The organism is Desulfovibrio gilichinskyi (assembly GCF_900177375.1).
GTDB lineage: Bacteria > Desulfobacterota > Desulfovibrionia > Desulfovibrionales > Desulfovibrionaceae > Maridesulfovibrio > Maridesulfovibrio gilichinskyi.
Map to the genome: position 1 here is coordinate 439,961 of NZ_FWZU01000002.1, position 22,211 is coordinate 462,171.

Here is a 22,211-nt window from a genome sequence, read left to right on the forward strand (position 1 = left end):
TTTACTGTAAAGAAGAAATAAAAATGGCTGATAATGTATTTAATAGTTTGCGTGCCATTTTATACTGTTTAAACTCAAAATTAAGTTGTGCTAAAGTTTGATTGCGCTCAGCTCACATACTGAGTTATCAAAGAGAAGTTGTTTGACTAAGATACTGATTTTGAGACATTTTATGCAAGTAAGTTGGAATAAGTAATGGAGAATTCATGAGCGGTGCTAATCAGGATAACTCGCAGGTTCCAGATAAAGATAAACGGATTGATTTTTATCTGAAAATACTTGGAAAACTTAAAGAACGAAGCACATTACGGGAAGTTCTTGAAAGAGAAGTTTTTTTAGAGTTTATCAAGTTTAATAATAATCGGATTAATGAATATCCTCTTTTAGAAAAGCAGCAGAGTGGAATTATCACTTTGCTGTGTCATAGGTCGCTTGATCTGCCTTCACATGAGTTTGTTAAAAAGACTCTGAGTGAATTCATTCTTATGCTCGGCAGATACAGCAAATTGCTTGGCGGAAAGGATCAGAATTCTCTAGATATGATCAAAGCAAAAATAATTAATGCTGAAACATTGCTTATAAAAACTGTGCAGGGAGTAGTTTATGCTTCCTGTCTGGTTTCTGATAATTTCGAGGAAGTAACTCTACGACACTTCGGCGAATCCGCTCTGAAGAAATATAATACACTGCTTGAACAATTCGAGATGAATTCTGAATTCTGGCAGGAAATGATAGCGCAATTCATAACTCAAGAGGTTGAATCTTCTTTGACGGCTATGGTTGCGAATGACAAGTATTCGCTGACGCGTGACAAAAGTTATCTTATTCTGCGTTTCCTTTTTGATGATGTTACAGGCCGTTTTACGTCTAAACCTCCGGGAATCGATAAAACAAGAATTCAAACTGCGTTTGAAGAAGTCGGCGCAGAAGCAGAATCTATTGAAGCGTTGAAGATGACATTCAGATCTCTTCTGGAAGGCGGAGTTTTTATCAAGAATGAGGATATGTCTCCTGAGAACATAGAACATATCGCCCGCATAGTCTGCATTGATCCAGCCACTATTCAATTCAGTAACGACGTTAAAGCGGCGATGCATGAAATGCATGAAGGAGTTGACGGTGATGCGGATAATGAAAGAGAGGAAGAACTAGCTCGCAAGGTTCAGTTTTCTCAAGATCAAATTAGCGCATGTGCTATCGGAGTCAGCATGACTCTTGATATTGTTGTCAGGGAGTTTATGATTGCTTTGAAGAATTTTACATCTCAGGATGAGAAAATTCTTGAATCGTTTTTGCGTAAATTTGAAGTTGAGTCCTTGGACCGTCTTTTCTTCTATCTGATTGAAATGAAATTTTCTGCGTTGCTTAAGAAAAAAATTGCAGGAGAAGAGAATAAACTCCTTTTCAGGGTTCTTAAGCGAAGACGGGCCTGTGCCAAAGATATCGCCGACCTTGATGCCATCGGCATGACCAAAATCCGAAAATCAAGGCTTTGGCTAAGAGATTCAAGCAATGAGAACTGGCTTATATTTAAGCAGAAAAGTGCTAAAGAATTGCTTGCTGAAATGCAGTTGTTAGCTCTTGAAAGAAACTTGATTACAGCCATTCTTAAGTTATACGAAAAGGGTGATTTTAAAGTAGAGTTTCTGGTGCTCATCAGTCTTCAGGCTATAGCTAAAGTCACTAAAGATATACGCGGAAAGCTGAATGAACTTCTTATATTGTTCGGAATCGGTGCTCAGTCCGAAGAACAGATTCTTAATAAGTTAAAAAATACGGCAGAATAGTAAGTTAATATTCTGTAATTATACTAAATAAATGAAAAGGCTCTTTTTGCAGTTAAATTGCAGAAAGAGCCTTTTTTATATCCGTGTCCCGTCCTAAAATAGGTTTACCCTCAAAGGGCAAAACTACTGAGCGCGACTATACAAAAACAACTGTCTTATTTCCGTCGACAAGAACTCTTTGAGACAGATGCCATTTGACCGCGCGGCTCAGGACCTGACGTTCAATGTCGCGACCCAGAATTTTTAATTCCTCAATGTCATGTCTGTGCGAAACGCGGATAACATCCTGTTCAATTATGGGCCCTTGATCAAGTTCTTCTGTTACGTAATGAGCGGTAGCTCCGATCAGCTTTACACCTCTTTCTCCTGCGCGGCGGTAAGGGTCCGCTCCGACAAAAGCAGGTAAGAAAGAATGGTGAATATTAATTATTTTATAAGGATAAGACTCAATAAGTTTAGAAGTTAGGATCTGCATATAGCGGGCAAGAATAATTAAATCCACTTTACCGTTGAGAAGTTCTAATATTTTATGTTCAGACTCTTCTTTTTTGTCTTTTTCAACTGGAATGTGGTGAAAAGTTACCCCGAATGATTCAACCGCTTCGCGCAGGTCCGGATGGTTGCTTATAACCATTGTTATATCGGTAAAGAGTTCTCCGCGCTTGGCCCGCCATAGAAGATCCATAAGTGCATGGTCAAATTTTGAAACAAGAATAGCTGTTTTTTTCTTAATCCATGCAGGTGTAAGGGTCCAGATCATTTCAAATTTAACGGCGACAGTCTCAGAGAATTCTTTTTTGAAATCTTCAAATTTGCTTTCAAGGTCTTTCATGTGGAATTCCATTCGCAGAAAGAAACGCCCGCCGACTGGATCGCTTGAGTGTTGATCTGAATGTATTATGTTGGCATTCTTAGAAAAAAGAAATCCGGAAACGGCCGCAACAATTCCCGGTTGGTCCTTACAGGCAACTGTAAGGTATGCTGTAGATGCATTTGATGAAGTCATATTTTGATCTCGCTGTATGATTATGTTACCCTTCAAAAGAGAGAACTGCTTTTTAGCAGTTGAAAGTCATGCAGGCAAGTGCGGGGTTTGAGGTTCAGTTAAGGCTATGCAAGCAAAACGGGCCGGAGATTCTCTCCGGCCCGTTTATTTTTTATGGCTGCTAAAGTTAACCGCCAAGATAGGCTTTTTTAACTTCAGGATTTTCCATAAGTTCGGCAGAACTTCCCTGTGCAACTATTTCACCCGTATCGAGAACATATCCTCTGTGCGCAAATTTAAGCGCAAGGTGTGCATTCTGTTCAATCAGCAGGATGGTAAGTCCCTCCTGATTGAGCTGCTTCAGGGTGCGGAACATGTCATACATAAGCAGCGGGGCAAGTCCCATTGAAGGTTCATCAAGCATGATGAACGTACACTTGGACATCAACGCCCGTCCTACAGCCAGCATTTGCTGCTCGCCGCCGGAAAGTGATTCACTGCGCTGCTTTCTGCGTTCAGCAAGGCGTGGAAACAACGCGAATACTCTGTCGTAATCTCCACTGATTTCATTTGCTGAATCTTTGCGTGCATATGTAGCGAGCTTAAGATTTTCTTCAACAGTCAGGTTCCCGAAAATATGCCTGCCTTCAGGAACAAGTGCCAAATGCAGATCGGAAATAATCGTATGGGGAGGAGTATCAAGAATGGATTCTCCTTTCCAAGTTATATCCCCACTGATTACTTTAGGTGCTTCCGGCGGTGGAAGGCGGCTTACTGATAGAAGCGTTGTGGTTTTACCGGCGCCGTTTGCACCGATAAGCGTGACAATTTCACCTTCATTAACATTAAAAGATATGCCGTGAAGTGCCTCAATGTTTCCGTATTTAACGCGGAGATCTTTGACTTCAAGTAGAGTATTCAAATTGAATCATCTCCCAGGTATGCTTTAATAACAGTCGCACTGGACTGAATATGTTCAGGGGTTCCTTCGTCAATGGTGGTGCCGAAATCGATACATTTTATCCATGAACAAAGAGACATAACAACTTTCATCTGATGTTCAATCATCAGAATAGTGATGTCGAACTCATCATGAATCCATTTAATGAGCGTTATCAGCCCTTCAACATCCGAAGAGTTGAGTCCCGCTGCCGGTTCATCCAGAAGGAGCAGTGACGGCTGAATTGACATGGCTCTGGCGATTTCTACTCTGCGCTGTAATCCGTAGGGCAGATTGGTAGGAAGTTCGTTCGCATACTGACGCAGGTCCATGAATTCAAGCAGTTCGGTTGAGATTCTCTCGATTTCTTTTTCTCTGAGAAGGTAGTTCTTGCTGCGTAAAATCGCATCAAAGAAACCGTATCCCATGCGGTAATGCTGGGCGATGCGGATATTATCCAAAACGGTCATATCATTCCAGAGACGTATGTTCTGGAAGGTACGGGCTACTCCAAGAGTTGTAACCTGATGCGGTTTCAAACCTTTGGTAGGTGTTCCGTTAAGAGTAATCTTTCCTTCTGTAGGCTGATAGAATCCGGAGATCAGGTTGAAGATAGTAGTCTTGCCGGCTCCGTTCGGTCCGATAAGGCTCGTCAGAGAACCTTCTTCAAGTTCAATATTAAAATCTGATACGGCTTGTAATCCACCGAATCTTTGAGTGAGTCCATTTATGCTTAAAAGCGACATATATTCTCCTTTTCGCGGGGTGTAATGATATTATCTACTTAAATTTGTAGAATTTTTTCAGCCCCGGGAATAGGTCTGGCAGTTCTTTGTTACCCATCAGTCCTTCCGGCCTGAACTGCATCAGCAGGATCAGAGTCAGCGGGATTAAAACCCACTTCCATACCTGACTTAAGTGGTATGTTGCCGGAAGAATATTAACTAAATGCAGGCCCGTATCTATAGCCGGAATGATGAATCTGAGAAGTTCAAGCATAACGGTAAATAGAATAGCGGAAAGAACAGATCCGCCGAGGGACCCCATTCCGCCGAGATAGACCATGACCAGACATTCGGTTGATTTCATAATGTTGAAGGACTGGGGGTTAACATATCCAAGAACATGAGCAAACAGAGCTCCTGCAACACCGGCAAGACCTGATGAAAGCATAAAAGCCGCCATCTTCATCTTGTTAGTGTTAACACTCATAATCTCAGCTGCAACTTCATCCTGAGAAATGGCCATGATGCCTTTCCCGTAAGTTGAAGAAACAAATCTGCGAATCATCCAGATACTCATGAATGTTCCGAGGATAACCCAGATCATCATCCATGGGATATTGACCACGTCAGTCATTGCGTTAACCACTCGTTTCATTCCCATAAAGCCGCGTGGTCCGCCGATTACGTCAATATTTTCAATTGCGGATATAACCATATAGTTAGCCGCAATTGTAATAATGGCGAGGTAGTCACCGCGTGTTTTAAATGAGGGAATTGCGACGATGAGTCCGGTTATGCCTGCTACAACACCTGAGATGATAACTATGATGGGGAAACCCACAATAGCCAGATTTGGCGGGAGTAAAGGTGCTCCGAAAATGCTGTTCTGAGAAAAGAAAATTACACTCAGAATAGATGAGACATATGCTCCGACACACATAAATCCGGCATGGCCGCAAGAGAACTCGCCCATGTATCCATTAACCACGTTTAAACTGGCTGATAATATTATATTTATGCCGATGAACATGAGCACCGACTGAATATAAAAATCCAGTGCGCCTATCTGTGAAAGGACCACCAAAATAAGGGCCATTCCCCATAATCCGATATTAAAGCTGTACTTTTGCATTATTTCGATTCCGGTACTTCTAAATCTTGGTTGTCTTGGCAACACCGAAGATTCCTGTTGGTTTTATCCAAAGAATCATCAGCAAAATTGAGAATGCAAAAAGATCTCTGTATGTGGAGGGGAAAACAGCAACAACTCCTACCTCGATAAATCCAAGCAGGAACCCTCCCAGAAATGCTCCGCGAATATCTCCAATTCCTCCGACCACGGCGGCAATAAAGGCTTTCCAGCCGATGAGTGCACCCATATACGGTTCAAGGATAGGGTAAGACATGGCAAACAAAAGTCCGGCAAGACCCGCCATGGCTGATCCGAGAACAAAGGTAAAGACAATTACACTGTCTATGGGAATGCCCATGAGCGGGATAGCGAATTTGTCGTATGAAATACCGCGCATTGCCATCCCGATTTTGGTGCGGGTGACAATAAATTCAAGAAGAAAGAAGACCGCGATTGCGGCAAAGATTACAATAATTTTCAGGTTGGTGACCGAAATATTTCCATACGTGTAAACTACTTTATCCAGCAGCTCAGGAAATTTTTTACGGCTTGCTCCAAGCAGAGCCAGGTTACCGTTTTCAAGTATCAGACCGCACATCAAAGCTGTAATAACAACATACAACCTGTGAGCTCCTTTTCTTCTGAGAGGACGGTAAGCAATCCTTTCCAGAGTAACTCCTACTGCTGCAGTCAGCAGCATGGTGAGCGGAACTGTAAGAGCTAATGTCATCCACGGGCTGAAGTCGACGATACCGAGAAAAAAAGTAGCTACAAAAAATGCGATGTACGCTCCGACCATGAAAATATCGCCGTGAGCGAAGTTAATCAGGAGCAGAACACCGTAAACCAGTGTGTATCCGAGAGCAATCAGGGCGTAAAAGCTTCCCCATTGCAAGGCATTAAGCAGGTTCTGGATGAGGATATCCACAGTCGGTCATTCCTCTTCTTAGTTAAAAGTTCTGGCATTGAACTTTTTGATTAATTTTCGTCGCAGCAGGCATGGGCCTTCAGCGGGTACTCTAGTTGAGAAGCTGTACTTATACGGAATCTGTTGATTGGTCGAGATAATATTCTGTGTAAAGTCAAACGGCAGAAGAAAATTCTCTTCTGCCGTTTGAAGGTTAATAATTACATTTAGGGGCAAACTGATTCTGCGAATACAAACTGACCATTTTCATCAATGCGAACAACAACTGCGCATTTGATAGGATCACCCTGTTCGTCAAATTTCATTGACCCTGTGATTCCTGCGAATTCTTTTACGCTGCTCAGAGCATCGCGAATAGCTTTGCGTTCTGCTTTAACGTCAGAGTTGTAAGAGCCTGCATCCTGAATTGCCTGAAGGACAAGACGGGTTGCGTCCCATGTGAGAGCTGCTACGTCGTCAGGAGTTTCACCGAATTTAGCACTGTAGCGGTCGATGAATTCTTTAGTGGCTCCCTTCGCTCCGGCAGCTGCGTAATGAGTAGAGAAAAACTGACCTATGCAGTCTTTACCGCAAAGAGTCATAAGCTCAGAAGAGCCCCAAGCATCAGAACCCATGAAAGGTCCGGTCCAGCCTAGGTCATGAGCCTGTTTAACAATCAGAGCAACCTGATTATAGTTGTCAGGGACAAAAATGAAATCAGGTTTGGAATTGATGATTTTTGTGAGCTGAGCTGAGAAGTCCTGATCTTTTGTACCGTGAGATTCAAAAGCCACAACGGTTCCGGCTCCGTTTTTCTTTTCCCATACGTCTTTGAATATTTCAGCTAGACCTTTTGAATAGTCATTTGAAATATCGAAGAGTACTGCAGCGGTTGTTGCTTTAAACTGCTTGGAAGCAAAGTTTACAGCAACAGGGCCCTGGAAAGGATCAAGGAAGGCAGCGCGGAAAACCCAAGGACGGTCTTTAGTGGTGTCAGGGTTGGTAGACCACGGAGAAACCATCGGCGTGTGGTTGTCGTTGCAAGTTCCACCTGCAGGAACAGCCTGCTTGGAGGAGTTAGGTCCTATGATTGCAACAACTCCATCCTGCTCAATAAGCTTAAGAGCAACGTTAACTGCTGATTCAGCTTTTGATTCGTTGTCTTCATAATAAAATTCGAGAGGGATCTTTTTGCCTGCGACTTCAAGGCCGCCCTGACTGTTGATTTCTTCCTTGAGCATTTCTGCCGCATTTTTGGAAGCTTCACCGACTTTAGGAATATCTCCTGTAAGGGGGATATTGAAGCCGATTTTGATCTTCTCTTCATCTTTAGAACAACCTGTCAGAATGATGAACGCTAAGGACATCACCATGACAACTAAAACCGTTCTTAAAATCATTTTACTCATTCTTTCCTCCTGAAATTTGTAGAAAAAACAAAATCATCACTTGATGATGAAAATTATCGCAAATATATGTTTTTAAAAAGACATTTTTGAAAAAAAAGTTAAATTTTTTTCGTTGTTTAATTAAATCAATATGTTATGATATTTTAGTATTGATAACGCCGTTATTTTGTCAATATCAATACTTTTTATACTAACTATCTTAATTTAAAAGATTAAATAAATTTATAGGTGATAAATAAGATTTTTTAAAGGATAAATGCTTTTGAATAGAGATTTTTTTTAAAGAGATATTAAGCAGAATAATTACACAATACTGAAAATGGCTGCTATATATTTCGATATTGTAAAAAATGTGTATAAAGAGAAATTATAAAAAATGAATAGTAAACAATTATTGTTTTAGTTATTTTTATTGAACTGTTTTAATCGGTATTAAATTCTAGATATGCTTTAAATTGTAGGATTTTAAAGGGTTAAAAGACAAATAAAAATCCGGCAAGCTTTTACCTGCCGGATTTTACAATTTTAGGAATTAGTCGATTGGACAATCAATTATCTAAAGTTTAACACGATCCATCATTTCCTGAAGTGACTTTGCTTGCATATCTAAATCTCTCACAGCCATTTCAAGCTGTCTTGAACTTTCGAGATTTTGCTCTCCAGCCTGTTTGATACTGCCAAGAGCTACCGCCACTTGATCAAGTCCGGCTAACTGCTCCTGACTTGAAGCCGCAATCTGTGCAGAGGATTGAGCTGACTGATTGATAACTGCACTTAAACTAAGGATGGATTCTCCTGTCTGGGATGATAGGTTTGCGCCTACTTCAACAGCCTTTCCGCCTTCCTCGGTAATCATAACGGCAGAGCTGGTAGCTTTTTGAATGTCTGCAAGTATGGATTGAATTTGAGCGACAGACTGTTTTGACTGGTCAGAAAGGTTCCTGATTTCGCGCGCGACAACCGTGAATCCTTTTCCTTCTTCCCCTGCCTTAGATGCCTCGATGGAAGCGTTTACAGCGAGAATGTTGGACTGGTCTGCAAGGTCATTAACTACATAAATAATGTCACCTATGTGTTGAGACTGCTCGGCAAGCTTTACAATGCTTGTAGCAATTGTATCCATTTGAAGTTTAATGTTCATCATTCCTGATGCAGCGTCTTCAGAAGCTTTTTGTCCTTGCTGAGATGTTCTGACTGCTTTGCGGGCGACATCGGCTACTTGCCTTGATTTTTCATTTGAAAGGTGAGCTGTTTGTTTAACCTCTTCAACAGTAGCGTTTGTTTCAGCTACTGCGCTTGCTGTTTCGGCAGCACTTGCTGTCAGTTCTGCTGAAGCTGCTGAAATTTGGCTGAGCGATGAAGACAAAATGCTGACAGTATCATGAATTTTTCTATTATCGTCTTTGAGGTTCTCAACCATGCGGGCAAGAGCTTTTCCGATGGTGTCATGCTCTGATCGCGGCGTTACTTCCAGGGTCAGATCAGAATCTGCAATTCTTTCCATGGCCTCAGTCATTATTTTCAGCGAAGCAGCCATTTTGTTAAAAGCTTTTGACAGCAGACCGAGTTCATCAGTTCTGTCGGTATCATCAATTCCTTCCGGCATGTCCCCTTCAGCAATTTTATATGCGGCATTAACAACTTTCTTAAGCGGGATAGTTATGTTTCGTCCTATTATTATAGCGGAAATGCCACCTAGTAAAATTGCACATAAGCCTGCAAGATAGACATTAGTCTTAGCACTGGTATTGCGAGCTTGCAGTTCAGGGCCAAGTTTGTCCTGATCCGCAATCACAGAGTCCTTGGCCTGCTTGATTGCTGCTTCCATTTTAGGTCCAAGTTTATCAAGCTCAGAATCTATCAAATCGTTCCGCTTTTCTGTAAGAGTGGTAAACTGCAATAATATTTGGATATATGATTTGCTGGTATTAATTATCTCATCCAGTTTTTTGCGGTTACCTGCTTCTAAAATTTGTGACAGTTGGCTTGTAATGGTATCAAGCTCAGCCATTTCTTTAAGCGATTTTTTTATGTGGTCATTATCGCTGTCGCCTAGGAATTTAGCTGCGTAAAGTCGTCCAAGAACCAGATGTCTGATTCCCCTCGCACACCAGAAAAGGGCTTTAGAATTTTTTTCTGATTTGCCTAAGCTGTTAATTATCTGTCCGAAATAGTTTTCCATGAGATCGCCTTTCGGAATCAACTCGTTAGTTGCTAAAGTGGAACGGAGAGTTTGCGATCTTGCTACTTCTGTAAAACTTTCTTCATACACGTCAATCATCTGTTTAACGTCGAGTATTTTAGAAATTCTATCTTGAGTTGAAAAACTTTTTTCTGCGGAGTCAATCAGATGAAGTAATTTTTGTATGTTTGCAAAATGTTTTTCTTTATATTCATTCTTGTCAGTTATGATAAAATCTTTGACGCAGGTAGTGGCTTCAAGCAGGGTAACTTGAATTTCACTGATTAAATTTGATTCTCGCGCATAGTTCCGGTAAGTTGTGAAACCTTCAGATGAAGTGTTAAGAGCTTTTAGCGATTCAAAACTTACACCTCCGAACAAGATGGCTACAATAACAAAACTGGAGAATATTTTTTGGCCTACTGTTAACCGTTTAAGCATGGTACGACTGTTCCTTTGAGAGTGTTATTCTGTGCATGTAATAAGATTTGTATCTTTTTATCTGTTTATAATAAAAAGCTATTGCTGAAATCAGATTTTTATCTACGACAGCGTGTTGTCACTTGCAAGACGTTAAATTCAGTCTTTTTCTGTTACAGTTTATTCGTAATTACCGTCGCAGTATTCATTACATTTATCCCCGACAGCTTCGAAAATAGGAAGACAGTTTTGTAATCCCATCTGGTTGTCATATTGTTTCTGAACACTTTCACAGCCAGCTCTGCATTCTGCAGCGGAAGAGTAATCTTTCAAAAGCACGGCTGAGTATTGCTCGCAAAGATCTCCTTGCACATCACAGCTTGATTCCGTGGAAAAGGAACGGCAATAGGATTTTACTCCTTGCATGGTCGGAGCGTGAGTGGAGCATCCGGACAATAAACCTAAAACACATAAGATCAGAATTATTCTGTTCATCTGAACTCTCCTTTATTCAGCTAAAATATTGCGCATTGCTGCAAGAAACAGACGATTGCGGGAGTTGTTGCCGATTGAAACTGTGAGCAGGTCATTAAGTCCGAATTCGCTTAACAGCTTAACTTTGAATCCGTGATCCAGCATTTTGTCATGTAATGTTTTTGCCGGAATCGGCCCGCTGAACATTACAAAGTTGCTTTGACTCGGGTATACAGAGCATCCAAGCTCCTGAAGTCCTTTTTGTACGCGTTCTCTGCCTTTTATGATCAGAGCTATGGTTGAGTAATAAAATTCACTATGGTTGAGAGCGGCTATTCCTGCTCCGAGGTTTAAGGGACTGATCGGTTGTGGAAGTCTTGCGTCTTCGAGATGTTGAGCTCTTTCTGCACTCATCAGTGCGTACCCAAGTCTGACCCCTTGCATGCCGAACGACCATGAAAAGCTGCGTAGAATAACTAAATTGGGCATTTTATTTAAAAACGGCAGCATGGAGTAATCGTCTTCAGGCCATGCAAATTCTACGGATCTTTCATCGATTATCAGCAATGTTCGTTTAGGAAGAAGGGTTGCCATAGTTGCAAGCTCTTCCGCAGGCATTCCATATCCTGAAGGAATATCGGGGTTTGTTATGATAACTGCCGCAGTGTTTTTGTTTGAAGTATTAACAATCTGGTCAAGCGGCGGTGAAAAATTGCGTGACCGCGGCAGACGAAAAAGTTCAACCCCGCAAAGAGCTGCAACTCTGTTATATTCAGGAAGTCCGAATTCATAACTGAGCACATGGTCAATTCCCGGCGTTACTGTCAGGCGAAGAGCCAGATCGAGAATGTCGGCAGCTCCGTTTGCAATAATTACATTGTCTTCGGATATGTCATGCCGCTGTGCCAGACCGAATTTAAGGCTGTCATCCATATTATTTTCAAAGCCGCAACAATTGTTTGCCATATTTACAATTGTATTTGAAACAGCTTTTGAAACTCCAAGCGGATTAGCATTAGTTGAAAGGTCTATCTCTTTTTTAATATTGAATTTCTTTTTGAAATCATGGGCTGAAATATAAGAGGGTCTATTATGACTGGGCGGTGCAGCTTGTGTCGTTTCTGGCTTATTTACTTTAGTTTCTTTAGGCTCTGTATCAATCACAGGTTTTTCTTTTACGGGAGCTGTATGTGGTTTTTGCGGAGCAGTTGTCTGGTTAGATGCGATTGCCTCTTTAACAGATTCCTCCAGAGGAATTGTTATAGACCGAATGTCATAGTCAGAGCTAAGTGTTGTGTTGCTTACAAGCTCAGTTAATTTGTCGTATATATCTATAATAATGTTCAAAAGGTCAGTTGTAAACGGAATTTCATTTTTAAAAATACGCTCAAGAACAGAGCCTATATTGCTGGCAATGAGACTTATATTTTTAAGGTCAAGTAACGCGGCACTTTCTTTTAAAGAAAGTGTAATTGCGTAGATTCTTGCAACAGAGGATCCTGCTGGAGAATGTATTTTTTCGAGTTTTATAAGTTCTGTTTCAATTTGTTCAAGTTTTTCGAGTGATTGTTCGACAAAAAGGTGTAAAGTAGGATCATTTTCAATCTCTTCAGTCATAGTAACCTCCACTTTGTGCAGTATATATTTAAAAGCTTGCGTTAATCAGCAGCTGTTTAGTCCCGTAATTAGAAAAAAATTATCAAAGGATATATGCATCAAGCTTAATATATTGGTACTTACACTATAAATAAATTATATCTTTTTTATAACTTGAATTTAGAAAAAGTAAACCCGATTCAGCTGTATTAATCTTAGAGCATGTCTGCTTAATATTCGCAATTAATCAATTCACAGTTTTAAAATTACAAATTCATAGATTGATAGTCTATATGTTATTTATTAAAGTTTATCTCAAGAGAAGGGCAATGCACAATATATTTTACTGTTTCAGGTTGCGCTTTTCGCAAGGGTGCTTCATATTAATTTATCATATACATACGGTGTTGTAGTAGTGCTTATTAAACACGTGTCGAATATGGTATCCTCTAAATTAATTTAATTCCATAAGGAGTTGAAATGGTAGCGTTTTTTACAGCCAGTGAAGTTATTGAACTGGCAATGAGAATTGAACAGAAAGGGCAGGCATTCTATCTGCTTGCAGCTGATGAAGCTGAAGATCCCGGTGCAAAAGAATTCTTTGATTTTTTTGCTACTGAAGAATCAAAGCATGAAATGTTTTTCAGAGGAATGCGAGACAGAATCGGCCATCTTGAAATTCCTCCTGGAAGTGATTTTGAGGAATATACTCAATATGTTATGGCATTAATTGATTCACATGATGTTTTTAACTTTGATTATACTGCCGGATTTAAAGCAGGTGATTTCAGTTTTGAAGATGCGGTAAGAATTGCCATGAGATTTGAAAAGGATACAATTCTTTTGTTTAATGAACTTAAGAAAATGGTTCCTGAGTCCGAACAGGATTTCGTAGAGGAATGTATTGATGAAGAAAGAGGCCATCTGCGGCTTTTATCATCAAAGCTAAAAGATTAAGCTTTTACGGATTAATTGATATATTTGGTTTAGTTTTTCCCGTAAATATAAACCCCTGCAATTCAACCGAGTTGCAGGGGTTTATATGTTTGTTTTTAATCATATATTGCTACTATTTTTTAACACCAAGTGTGATGTTTATAAGCTGGTCTGATGTTGTGATCATTTTAGAGTTGGCCTGAAAACCTCTTTGCGTGAGAATCATTGTTGCAAATTCTTTTGCTAAATCAACGTTTGAGGTTTCCAGATTATTTTCCATAATGGCACCCATGCCTTCCTTTTTGGCTATGCCTTCAATTGCTGCCCCGGATTCAGATGTTTCTCCAAAATAGTTGGAACCTTCACGGCGTAGCCCGAATTCACTGTTAAAATTGTACATGTTTATTTTATACAGATCCTGGCTAAGCCCGTTTGAATAAATGGCGGATAAGACTCCATCACCATTCACGGCCACATTTTGAAGATATCCTTCCCCGAAACCGTCCTGCGACCGGCTTATTGTGGAGGAAGATCCTTTATAGTCTGTTGTGCTGAGGGCATCAATCTTGCCGTCATTCATCTTTGGAAGACCTGAGGCATTACTACCGACATCCGCAGCTGTTCCGCCTGTGGTATTCCAAGAACTCGAAGCTGATTTTACACCCAAATCTATTGAGATTTGCTGAGCATCCCCTTGACCTTTTTCCCCTGTAATCGTAGCGGAAAAAGTCGGCTTTCCTTCTGAGTCAAAGTTTGCAAGCGACCAGTTATTTAAGTCTTTTGCATTTCCTGATGAATTACTGCTAAGGCTGTATGCCGTTTGGTTAAGAAGATTTCCGTCACCGGAAAATGTAAGCGTTCCGGTCATCAGAAGTCCGGCCGCTGAAGTTGTAGCGGTTGAGGATCTACCGTCATTTTCAGGTGATACTGTTACAATATATTCCCAGTATTTTTTATCAGTCGGGCCGCTCTCTGAAGGTGTAACTTTATCATAGTATACAGTTAAATTTACTTTATTTCCATTTTTGTCATAGACTTGAAGGGAAGAATTATAAGCGTACTTATCGGCTGCAAGTGGCGGGTTTTTTGTTCCGTCCCACTGGCTGAGCAATGAGAAAAATGGTGATTTCGTGTCCTGACTGTTATCGACAGTACCGGAATCGAGGTTTGTTTTAAGAGTGACACTTGAAGTTGCTTTAGGATCAGATTTTACGACCATTATGGTCTCACCGGAAGCATTCTTTTCTTCTTTTAGTGGTAAGGCAATATTTGTAGATGTTGAACCTAACTTGCCATCGCTGTCATAAGCATAGCCTTGCAGTACGTTTTTATGTGCGTCAGTAAGGAGTCCATTTTTATCAAAACGAAAATTACCGGCACGAGTATAGTGACTGATTGGTGATGATTGCTCTGCGACTCTGAAGAATCCTTTTCCGGCTATTGCAAGGTCAGTGCTCGAGGAAGTAGGCTCATACGAACCCTCTTTAAAATCGATTCTGGTTGAGGAAAGCTTGACACCCATGCCGATCTGCCCGGCTGTATTTGAGCCGCCGCCGGATACAACTCCTGATATCGTACCGGTGGCATCCTGACTGTGAAGGTTTTCAAGAAAAGTTCTACCGCTTTTGTAAGCAGTTGTATTTACATTGGCAATGTTGCTGCCGGTTTGCTGGAGCAGCAGACTGTGAGCCTTAATACCCGAAGCACCTGTATACATTGCACTGAAAGCCATGAGAAACTCCTTGCAAGGTGCGGCTATAATTGACGTCGCACGCACCCGTTTGCCTTATTGCCGGAAAATATCTCCGGTCAGTTCTTGTTTAGCAAGGTATGTGCCTAAAGTGTAAAGTTAGTTAAATCAGATTGTTATGACATGTGGCGGTAGCGGATATGCGGAAAAAAAATCCATACGTATGGAAAAGGTAGAAGGCATTATGTCAAACTGAGGGGAAATTCGGTAAGCAGTTATTTTTTACTTAAGAAGGTTTTAAGTTTTTTACCTTCAATGAAGTCAGGATTTATAGTTAAACATTTATTAAGATATTCGCATGCATCATTTTTATTACCTAATTCGCTTAGTGAGCGGGCAATATTAAAAAAAAGATTTTCATCATCAGCATCATAACTGAAGTTTAAAGCTTTGGAGTAAAAGGCCACAGCTTCATTATACATTTTATTTTTTCTAAGAGATATACCGAATGTATTAAAAAGGTGTTTATGCTTTTTTTCAAAAGCAGCATCCAGAGAGATAAGTCGCTTAAAAATATCCGATGCTTTTGCTTCTTCATTACGCTCAAGGTAGCATAAGCCTATTCCGAAATTTGCCCTGATACTGTTTACGTCAAAAGTAAGGGCTTCATTGTAGTTCATTTCAGCGGTAAAAACATTACCAAGCTGCCGCTGTCTGTCTGCTTTGGCAAGACGTTTGCCAAGTTCTCTCATAGCTGGAAATACAGACTTCGTGTAAAGTTCCATTTCCGGTGTAAAAGATTCAAGAAGCTCATCTTTATTTATAATTTGTTCAGGCCCGGATGGAACGTGATTCTCGTTAAGCACACGAAGGATTATATCCCCTTTATCATTTTCTTCTGCATAGTAGAGGAATGTCTGCACAACTTTTCGTTTTGTGGTTCCTGTTCCTATTTCTTGTATAGATTTGGCAGAGAAAGCCCCGCGAATTTTTGTGGAGGTAAGCTGAGTAGCGTCAGTTGTGCTCATTTTATTCATCATAATCCTGTATTTTGCTATATAACGTCCTTACGGGAGTATACGTTTTGAAGCATAGCATTTTTGAAAAATAACATAGTTTCGTTTGTGTCACAAATTTAAAAAGTTAAATAAAAACCGGGCTCTTGTTTTTAAGAACCCGGTTTAATTATGAATATTTTTTGAGAATTTGTTACAATATGTAACGTGATAAATCGCGGTCTTCCATTACATCACTTAGTTTATCTTTAACGTAATCTTTATCGATAAGTATGGTGTCACCTGATCTGTCAGGTGCTTCAAATGATAAGTCCGCGAGGATTTTTTCCATGATTGTGTAAAGTCTTCTTGCCCCGATATTTTCGGTTTCTTCATTGATTTTTTGAGCTGTTGCGGCAACTTCTTCAAGTGCTTCCTTGCTGTAGTCAATTGTGACATTTTCAGTTTCGAGTAAGGCTTTATATTGAACAGTCAGTGCATTTTGCGGTTCGGTAAGAATCCTATAAAATTCATCTTTTCCAAGTGCAGAAAGTTCAACACGCAGCGGGAAACGGCCTTGCAGTTCCGGAATCAGATCCGAAGGCTTGGAGAAATGGAATGCGCCGGCTGATATGAAAAGAATATGATCAGTCTTAACCATGCCGTATTTGGTGTTAACCACACACCCTTCAACGATAGGAAGCAGGTCACGCTGAACTCCTTCGCGGGAAATATCAGTGGAACCTCCATTTTGATGTCCGCCTGCAATTTTATCAATTTCATCAAGGAAAAGGATACCGGATTGCTCAACTCGTTCGCGGGCAATTTCAGTAACATTATCCATGTCGATCAGTTTGTCTGATTCTTCCTGAATGAGAATTTCATATGCTTCGCGAATGTGAACTTTGCGGGTTTTCTTTTTGTTAGGGAACATCTTGCCGATCATATCGTTGACCTGCATTCCCATGTCTTCCATGCCTGGCATGGACATTATTTCAACGCCAGTTCCGCCCTGAACCGTTACTTCAATTTCAACTTCGCGATCATCAAGCTTGCCGTCGCGCCACATTTTGCGGAATTTATCCCGTGTGGAACTTTTATCTTCAGAAGAGTTTTCTTCTGGCAGCGGAATTGCTTCGCCAGTATTGTTAAAGAAACCCATGCTTGGGGTTTTAGCTTTTGACGCAGGAAGAAGGATATCTAAAAGACGTTCTTCCGCATTTTTTTCAGCTTTAACTTTAACTTTTTCAAGCTCTTCCTTGCGGACAAGGTTGATGCCTATTTCCATGAGATCACGGACCATTGATTCAACATCACGTCCTACATAACCGACTTCAGTAAATTTGGTGGCTTCAACTTTAAAAAACGGACAGCCGGAAAGTTTAGCCAGTCGGCGTGCAATTTCGGTTTTACCTACTCCGGTAGGTCCCATCATAATAATATTTTTAGGGGAAACTTCATCGCGCAGCTCAGCCGGAAGTTGCTGCCTGCGCCAGCGGTTACGCATTGCAATGGCGACCATGCGCTTTGCATCTGATTGGCCGATTATATATTTATCAAGCTCAGAAACGATTTCTCTAGGTGTAAGATTGCTCATTTGAAGACCTTTTATATGAAATTATTTTTCGATGGTTTTGATAACAAAGTGATCGTTAGTATAAACGCAGATTTCGCTGGCAATTTTCATTGATTTTTCAGCAATATCGACGGCACTCATGTCAGTGTGGCGAGAAAGTGCACGTGCTGCGGAAAGGGCGTATACGCCGCCTGAACCGATAGCGGCAAGACCATCGTCAGGTTCGATTACGTCTCCGTTACCGCTGATGATGAGAATGTGTTCGGCGTCAGCAACAAGAATCATTGCTTCAAGTTTGCGAAGATATTTATCTTTACGCCAGTCAGTTGCAAGCTCAACTGCGCTGCGGACAAGGTTTCCGCCATGAGCTTCGAGTTTTTCTTCAAATCTTTCAAAAAGGGTGAAAGCATCAGCAGTTGCACCTGCAAAACCTGCAAGGACCTTTTCATGAAAAAGAGTTCTTACTTTGACTGCGGAATGCTTCATTACGACGGCCTGACCTAAAGTTACCTGACCGTCACCGGCCATGGCTGAACCTTTATCATCTCTCACGGCCAGAATGGTCGTTCCTCTAAGTTCCATGTTCATCTCCTGATTATGCTGTGATTATTCGTTTTCAATATAACGATTGAATTTAAATATTTGCAGAACGTAAAATATTTATCCGACATCCACTGACCGTGGGGTCGGTTCTGGATTCTATTTGAATTACCAAATGATAAGACCGCTTGAAGGTATGGCAAGGGGGAGGGAGATGAAAAATGAGATTTGCCCCAACTCCAATTATCAGCTATAAAAGCTTTGGTCGACAGTTCACCTAGGCGTTGCCGCCCCTTTGGGGAGCTAAACCTGTCACTCTTACCTTTTCCTCGACACCTTATTTTCGTGCCGAGTCGGAAGTCGGCAGCCACGACAGTCCAAATATTTTGGATAGGCGCGATAGTGAGGATAAGTCATGTCTAAAACTGTTTTGCCCTTTGTTGTAGAGGATATCTCTGCCTTTGCCCGTTCTCTTCGCCGTCAGCTTGATGGAGTTGAAACCATTCCCACCCATGTTGAAATGCTGAACCTGCTTGTTAAAGCCGGCGGGTTTCGTAATTTTCAGCATTTTCGCGCGCAGCACGAATCGTTTAAAATTCTTGAAACTCCTAAATCTCCTGCACCAGAGCTTAACCTCAAGCTGGTTAAACGGCTGACGCGTTTTTTTGATGAGGACGGGCAGCTCATTCGCTGGCCTAAAAAATTCAGTGAACGCATGATTTGTCTCTGGATTATGTGGTCGCGTATTCCTGCTAAAGAGTCTTTTTCTGAAAAAGAAATAAGTGATCTGCTTGATAAAGAGCATCTTTTCGGAGATTACGCTTTATTAAGGAGGGAACTTGTGGACAGAGGGATGATGGTTCGTAATGCGGAAGGGAGTCAGTATAAGCGGCTGGAAGTAAAGCCGCCTTTGGAAGCTTTAGAGCTGTTAAGGTATTTGCACCGTTAGCAAAAAAGCCTCTTGAAGTGATAAACTTCAAGAGGCTTTCAAGTAATATTAAATGGTTCAGTCTAATCTTCTTGAAGCTCTTTGATTGCCTTCGCGTAAGCTCTAAATACGTTTTCACGATTAAGCAGACCTATTATGTTATTGTGGTCATCTTCAGATACAACTGGAATCTGCCCGTAGTCTGTGTCCACGAATTTAAGCAGCGCAGTGTACAGATCATCATCTTTCATCAAAGTGGCAGGCTTTGTTGCTAAATCCTTGGCAAGGATAAGGTCGAAAAGATCCTGATTGAAAAGATGATTTCTGACGTTTTGAATTGTCAAAATACCTGTGATTGTGCCTTTTTCATTTTTAACAGGGAAGTACAGCTCATTAGTGTTGGCGATGATATCTCTCAAAGCGATAAGAGTTGTTCCTTCTTCAAGAGTAGTGACTCTGCCCGGTTTGAAATAGTTCTCAACCTGAAGCTGTTCAAGGATATTTATAGTTGAATCCTCAATGTGAGCAGGGGATTCAAATTTGTTATCAACCTGATGTTCGTACAGAGAAAAATTGCGTCCCAGTACAATGCAGAGGGCAGAAGCCAGCATCAGAGGGGCTAGCAGCCCGTAACCCTGTGTAAGCTCGCAAACCATGATTAGCGGTCCGATAGGAGCTTTTGCAACCCCGGCGAAAAACGCCGCCATGCCGACAAGTACATATCCGCCGGGCTGCGTGGCAATATCAGGGTAAAATCTATTGGCAACCTGTCCGACGATACCGCCTGTCATACCGCCGACAAATAATGCCGGAGCAAACATACCACCGCTCATACCTGAACCTATGGTCATGGATGTTGCGACTGTTTTTCCCATGATAATTGCAAGCATCATCAGAATCGGGATTTCGCCCATCATTGCCATTTCCAGCCAGCCGTAGCCGCCTGAGAGCACCTGAGGGAAAAGCATTCCCATAAGACCCATCATAAGGCCGCCGATTCCGGTTGCCCACATGAGACCAAGACGATCTTTAATTTTAGAGAAAATTGAATATTTAATGAAACGGAATGTGCGTATGTACATCCACCCTGCAAAGGTGCAGGCAAAAGCCAGAATTATATAAAAGATCATTTCACGGGGATCATGAAAGACAAATCGCGGAATTCCGAAAATCGGTTCTGATCCGTAAAACATTGTGAAAATAGAGTAAGAGACAACAGAAGACAAAACAGAAGGCAGAATCGCTTCTGATTCGAAATCTTCGCGGTAGATAACTTCTACAGCGGTTAGTGCTCCTCCGAGCGGAGCTCGGAATATTGCTCCGAGTCCTCCGGCAGCTCCGGCAAGAAGCAATATTCTGCGTTCTTTGGCAGACAGATTTAATTTTATGGCAATCCATGACCCCATACCTGCACCCATTTGAGTGATAGGGCCTTCGCGTCCGGCACTGCCGCCGGTTGCAATTGTGAAAATTGAAGTGATCCCCTTGATAATGGGAATGAGTGGGCGCATTTTTCCGCCGCCCTGATGGAAACACTTAATAGTTGCATCTGTTCCGTCTGTTCCACCGGAGACAGTTTCAGGTATGAATTTGTTGACCAGCCATCCGGTGATTAATCCGACTGTCATTGTGCATACCGGGATGACCCATGTACGTAACTGCCCGGCAGGGCCGTGAAAAATTTCTTCGCCTGCAGGAGCCGGTAAAGTTACACCTGCAAGTTTGTGTAAGAAGAAAAATTTTCCATATTCAACTGCTGCAAAAAAAGCGACAGCTAAAACTCCTGAAAATAAACCGACCAGAACACCAAGTAAAAGCCACCTGAACGAGCTGATATTTCTGTATGATCGTGCAATTTCCTTCCATATTCTAAAATTTAAAAGAGGGCTCATTAACAGGCTCCAGTTCCTGACTCTGTCAGGTGCAGACCCGGTCTGACTTGTGATTCCGGATACGAGAGAATAGATTTAGCTAGTTCAATATCTTTGGTAATGCGTGTTTTCAATTCGTCCAAGCCGTCGAATTTGCGTTCCGCACGGATTCTCTGGATAAAGTGAACCCTGATATTTTTACCGTAGATGTCATCGGAAAAGTTGAAAATATGAGCTTCAACAGATAGAGCGTCATTACCGAAAGTCGGATTTTTACCGATATTGGCAACACCTGCTTTGACCATTCCATCCACTTCTACCCGGATGGCGTAAACTCCTGACTTCGGAAACAGCTCGTCTTCAAGCTTGATATTAGCTGTCGGGAATCCTAAAAGACGGCCTCCGCGGTTCATACCGTGTACAACTTCCCCGCGAACCTGGTAGAACCTGCCCAGTAACGGACGAACATCCCAGACGTTTCCTTCGCTTACAAGGTCCCTGATGCGCGAAGAGCTGACGACCGCATCATTAATAATAATCGGATCAAGCCTTTCAATTCCGTAACCGTATTTGCGACCTAGAGCGACCAGCACTTCATAATTGCCGGAACGGCCTTTACCCAAGGCGTAGTCATACCCGACGACCATTTCTTTCATGGAAAGAGTATCAATGAGATATTTTTTGATGAATTCTTCAGGAGATAGAGATGCCATCTCTTTAGTAAAATTCAGAGCCAGAAGAATGTCAGGCTCATGCAGAGCAAGAAGTTCCAGCTTTTGTTTGGTGAGAGTTATGAATGGCGGAGTTTTACTGTTGACCAGTACCCTGAGCGGATGCGGGTCAAAGGTTACAACAACGCTGACCAAACCGTTGGCTTTGGCCTTTCTGCATGTGCTGCAAATAAGTTTCTGGTGTCCTTTATGGACTCCGTCGAAGTTACCTATTGTTACACACGATCCGTTTTCAATTTTTTGAATTTCTTCGATTGATCTGGCGATTATCATTTTCGCTTCACTTTTTGGCGATAGATTTTAGAAAGGGGATAACTACATTAAAAAGAAGCAGACTTCAAGTTAACGATTATCTCAAAAAAAAAGGTTAAAAAATTATTAATTTAT

The 22,211-nt window shown here is 41.4% G+C and carries 18 protein-coding genes; 3 read left to right on the forward strand and 15 right to left on the reverse strand.

The features are described 5' to 3' along the window. Positions 1–206 precede the first annotated feature (206 nt). Positions 207–1,787, forward strand: coding sequence for a hypothetical protein (locus B9N78_RS06890; protein WP_085100338.1), 1,581 nt, complete (start codon positions 207–209; stop codon positions 1,785–1,787). Positions 1,788–1,923: 136 nt separating this feature from the next. Here B9N78_RS06890 and purU read toward each other — a convergent pair whose 3' ends face one another. The 9 genes from purU to B9N78_RS06935 all read right to left on the reverse strand — a co-directional run bounded on the left by purU (position 1,924) and on the right by B9N78_RS06935 (position 12,578). Continuing rightward, positions 1,924–2,793, reverse strand: coding sequence for a formyltetrahydrofolate deformylase (gene purU / locus B9N78_RS06895; RefSeq protein ID WP_085100341.1), 870 nt, complete (start codon positions 2,791–2,793; stop codon positions 1,924–1,926). A gap of 166 nt (positions 2,794–2,959) precedes the next feature. Then, on the reverse strand, positions 2,960–3,694 hold the full coding sequence (locus B9N78_RS06900; RefSeq protein WP_085100344.1) for an ABC transporter ATP-binding protein: 735 nt from the start codon (positions 3,692–3,694) through the stop codon (positions 2,960–2,962). Further along, positions 3,691–4,458 (reverse strand): ABC transporter ATP-binding protein, encoded by a 768-nt coding sequence (locus B9N78_RS06905; RefSeq protein ID WP_085100347.1) that lies wholly within the window; start codon positions 4,456–4,458, stop codon positions 3,691–3,693. Before B9N78_RS06905 ends, B9N78_RS06900 begins: the two co-directional genes overlap by 4 nt. A 34-nt stretch (positions 4,459–4,492) precedes the next feature. Next, complete coding sequence (locus B9N78_RS06910; RefSeq protein WP_085100350.1) at positions 4,493–5,569, reverse strand: branched-chain amino acid ABC transporter permease; 1,077 nt, start codon at positions 5,567–5,569, stop codon at positions 4,493–4,495. A gap of 19 nt (positions 5,570–5,588) precedes the next feature. Further along, on the reverse strand, positions 5,589–6,497 hold the full coding sequence (locus tag B9N78_RS06915) for a branched-chain amino acid ABC transporter permease (protein ID WP_085100352.1): 909 nt from the start codon (positions 6,495–6,497) through the stop codon (positions 5,589–5,591). Positions 6,498–6,703: 206 nt separating this feature from the next. Further along, a complete protein-coding gene (locus tag B9N78_RS06920; RefSeq protein WP_085100355.1) occupies positions 6,704–7,885 on the reverse strand; it encodes an ABC transporter substrate-binding protein in 1,182 nt (393 codons plus the stop codon). 556 nt (positions 7,886–8,441) lie between these two features. After that, on the reverse strand, positions 8,442–10,508 hold the full coding sequence (locus B9N78_RS06925; protein ID WP_085100358.1) for a HAMP domain-containing methyl-accepting chemotaxis protein: 2,067 nt from the start codon (positions 10,506–10,508) through the stop codon (positions 8,442–8,444). Positions 10,509–10,667: 159 nt separating this feature from the next. After that, entirely contained in the window at positions 10,668–10,982 is a 315-nt protein-coding gene (locus tag B9N78_RS06930; protein ID WP_085100361.1) for a hypothetical protein, read from the reverse strand. Between the two features lie 12 nt (positions 10,983–10,994). Further along, entirely contained in the window at positions 10,995–12,578 is a 1,584-nt protein-coding gene (locus B9N78_RS06935; protein WP_085100364.1) for a pyridoxal phosphate-dependent aminotransferase, read from the reverse strand. A gap of 459 nt (positions 12,579–13,037) precedes the next feature. On the opposite strand from B9N78_RS06935, the gene B9N78_RS06940 reads away from it, so the two are divergent. Then, a complete protein-coding gene (locus tag B9N78_RS06940; protein ID WP_085100367.1) occupies positions 13,038–13,514 on the forward strand; it encodes a ferritin-like domain-containing protein in 477 nt (158 codons plus the stop codon). Positions 13,515–13,626: 112 nt separating this feature from the next. Here B9N78_RS06940 and B9N78_RS06945 read toward each other — a convergent pair whose 3' ends face one another. The 4 genes from B9N78_RS06945 to hslV all read right to left on the reverse strand — a co-directional run bounded on the left by B9N78_RS06945 (position 13,627) and on the right by hslV (position 18,336). Continuing rightward, positions 13,627–15,225: a flagellar hook protein FlgE gene (locus B9N78_RS06945; protein ID WP_085100370.1), complete on the reverse strand. Its 1,599-nt coding sequence runs from the start codon at positions 15,223–15,225 to the stop codon at positions 13,627–13,629. 233 nt (positions 15,226–15,458) lie between these two features. Beyond that, on the reverse strand, positions 15,459–16,211 hold the full coding sequence (locus tag B9N78_RS06950; RefSeq protein ID WP_085101303.1) for a tetratricopeptide repeat protein: 753 nt from the start codon (positions 16,209–16,211) through the stop codon (positions 15,459–15,461). 181 nt (positions 16,212–16,392) lie between these two features. After that, positions 16,393–17,775: an ATP-dependent protease ATPase subunit HslU gene (hslU, locus tag B9N78_RS06955; RefSeq protein ID WP_085100373.1), complete on the reverse strand. Its 1,383-nt coding sequence runs from the start codon at positions 17,773–17,775 to the stop codon at positions 16,393–16,395. Positions 17,776–17,796: 21 nt separating this feature from the next. Further along, a complete protein-coding gene (hslV, locus tag B9N78_RS06960) occupies positions 17,797–18,336 on the reverse strand; it encodes an ATP-dependent protease subunit HslV (RefSeq protein WP_085100376.1) in 540 nt (179 codons plus the stop codon). 373 nt (positions 18,337–18,709) lie between these two features. Between hslV and B9N78_RS06965 the strand changes: the two genes are divergently transcribed. Then, positions 18,710–19,243 (forward strand): DUF2087 domain-containing protein, encoded by a 534-nt coding sequence (locus B9N78_RS06965; RefSeq protein WP_085100379.1) that lies wholly within the window; start codon positions 18,710–18,712, stop codon positions 19,241–19,243. A gap of 62 nt (positions 19,244–19,305) precedes the next feature. Here B9N78_RS06965 and B9N78_RS06970 read toward each other — a convergent pair whose 3' ends face one another. Continuing rightward, positions 19,306–21,114, reverse strand: a complete 1,809-nt coding sequence (locus tag B9N78_RS06970; RefSeq protein ID WP_085100382.1) for a chloride channel protein — start codon at positions 21,112–21,114, stop codon at positions 19,306–19,308. Then, complete coding sequence (locus B9N78_RS06975; RefSeq protein ID WP_085100385.1) at positions 21,114–22,097, reverse strand: bifunctional riboflavin kinase/FAD synthetase; 984 nt, start codon at positions 22,095–22,097, stop codon at positions 21,114–21,116. Before B9N78_RS06975 ends, B9N78_RS06970 begins: the two co-directional genes overlap by 1 nt. Between the last annotated feature and the right edge of the window lie 114 nt (positions 22,098–22,211).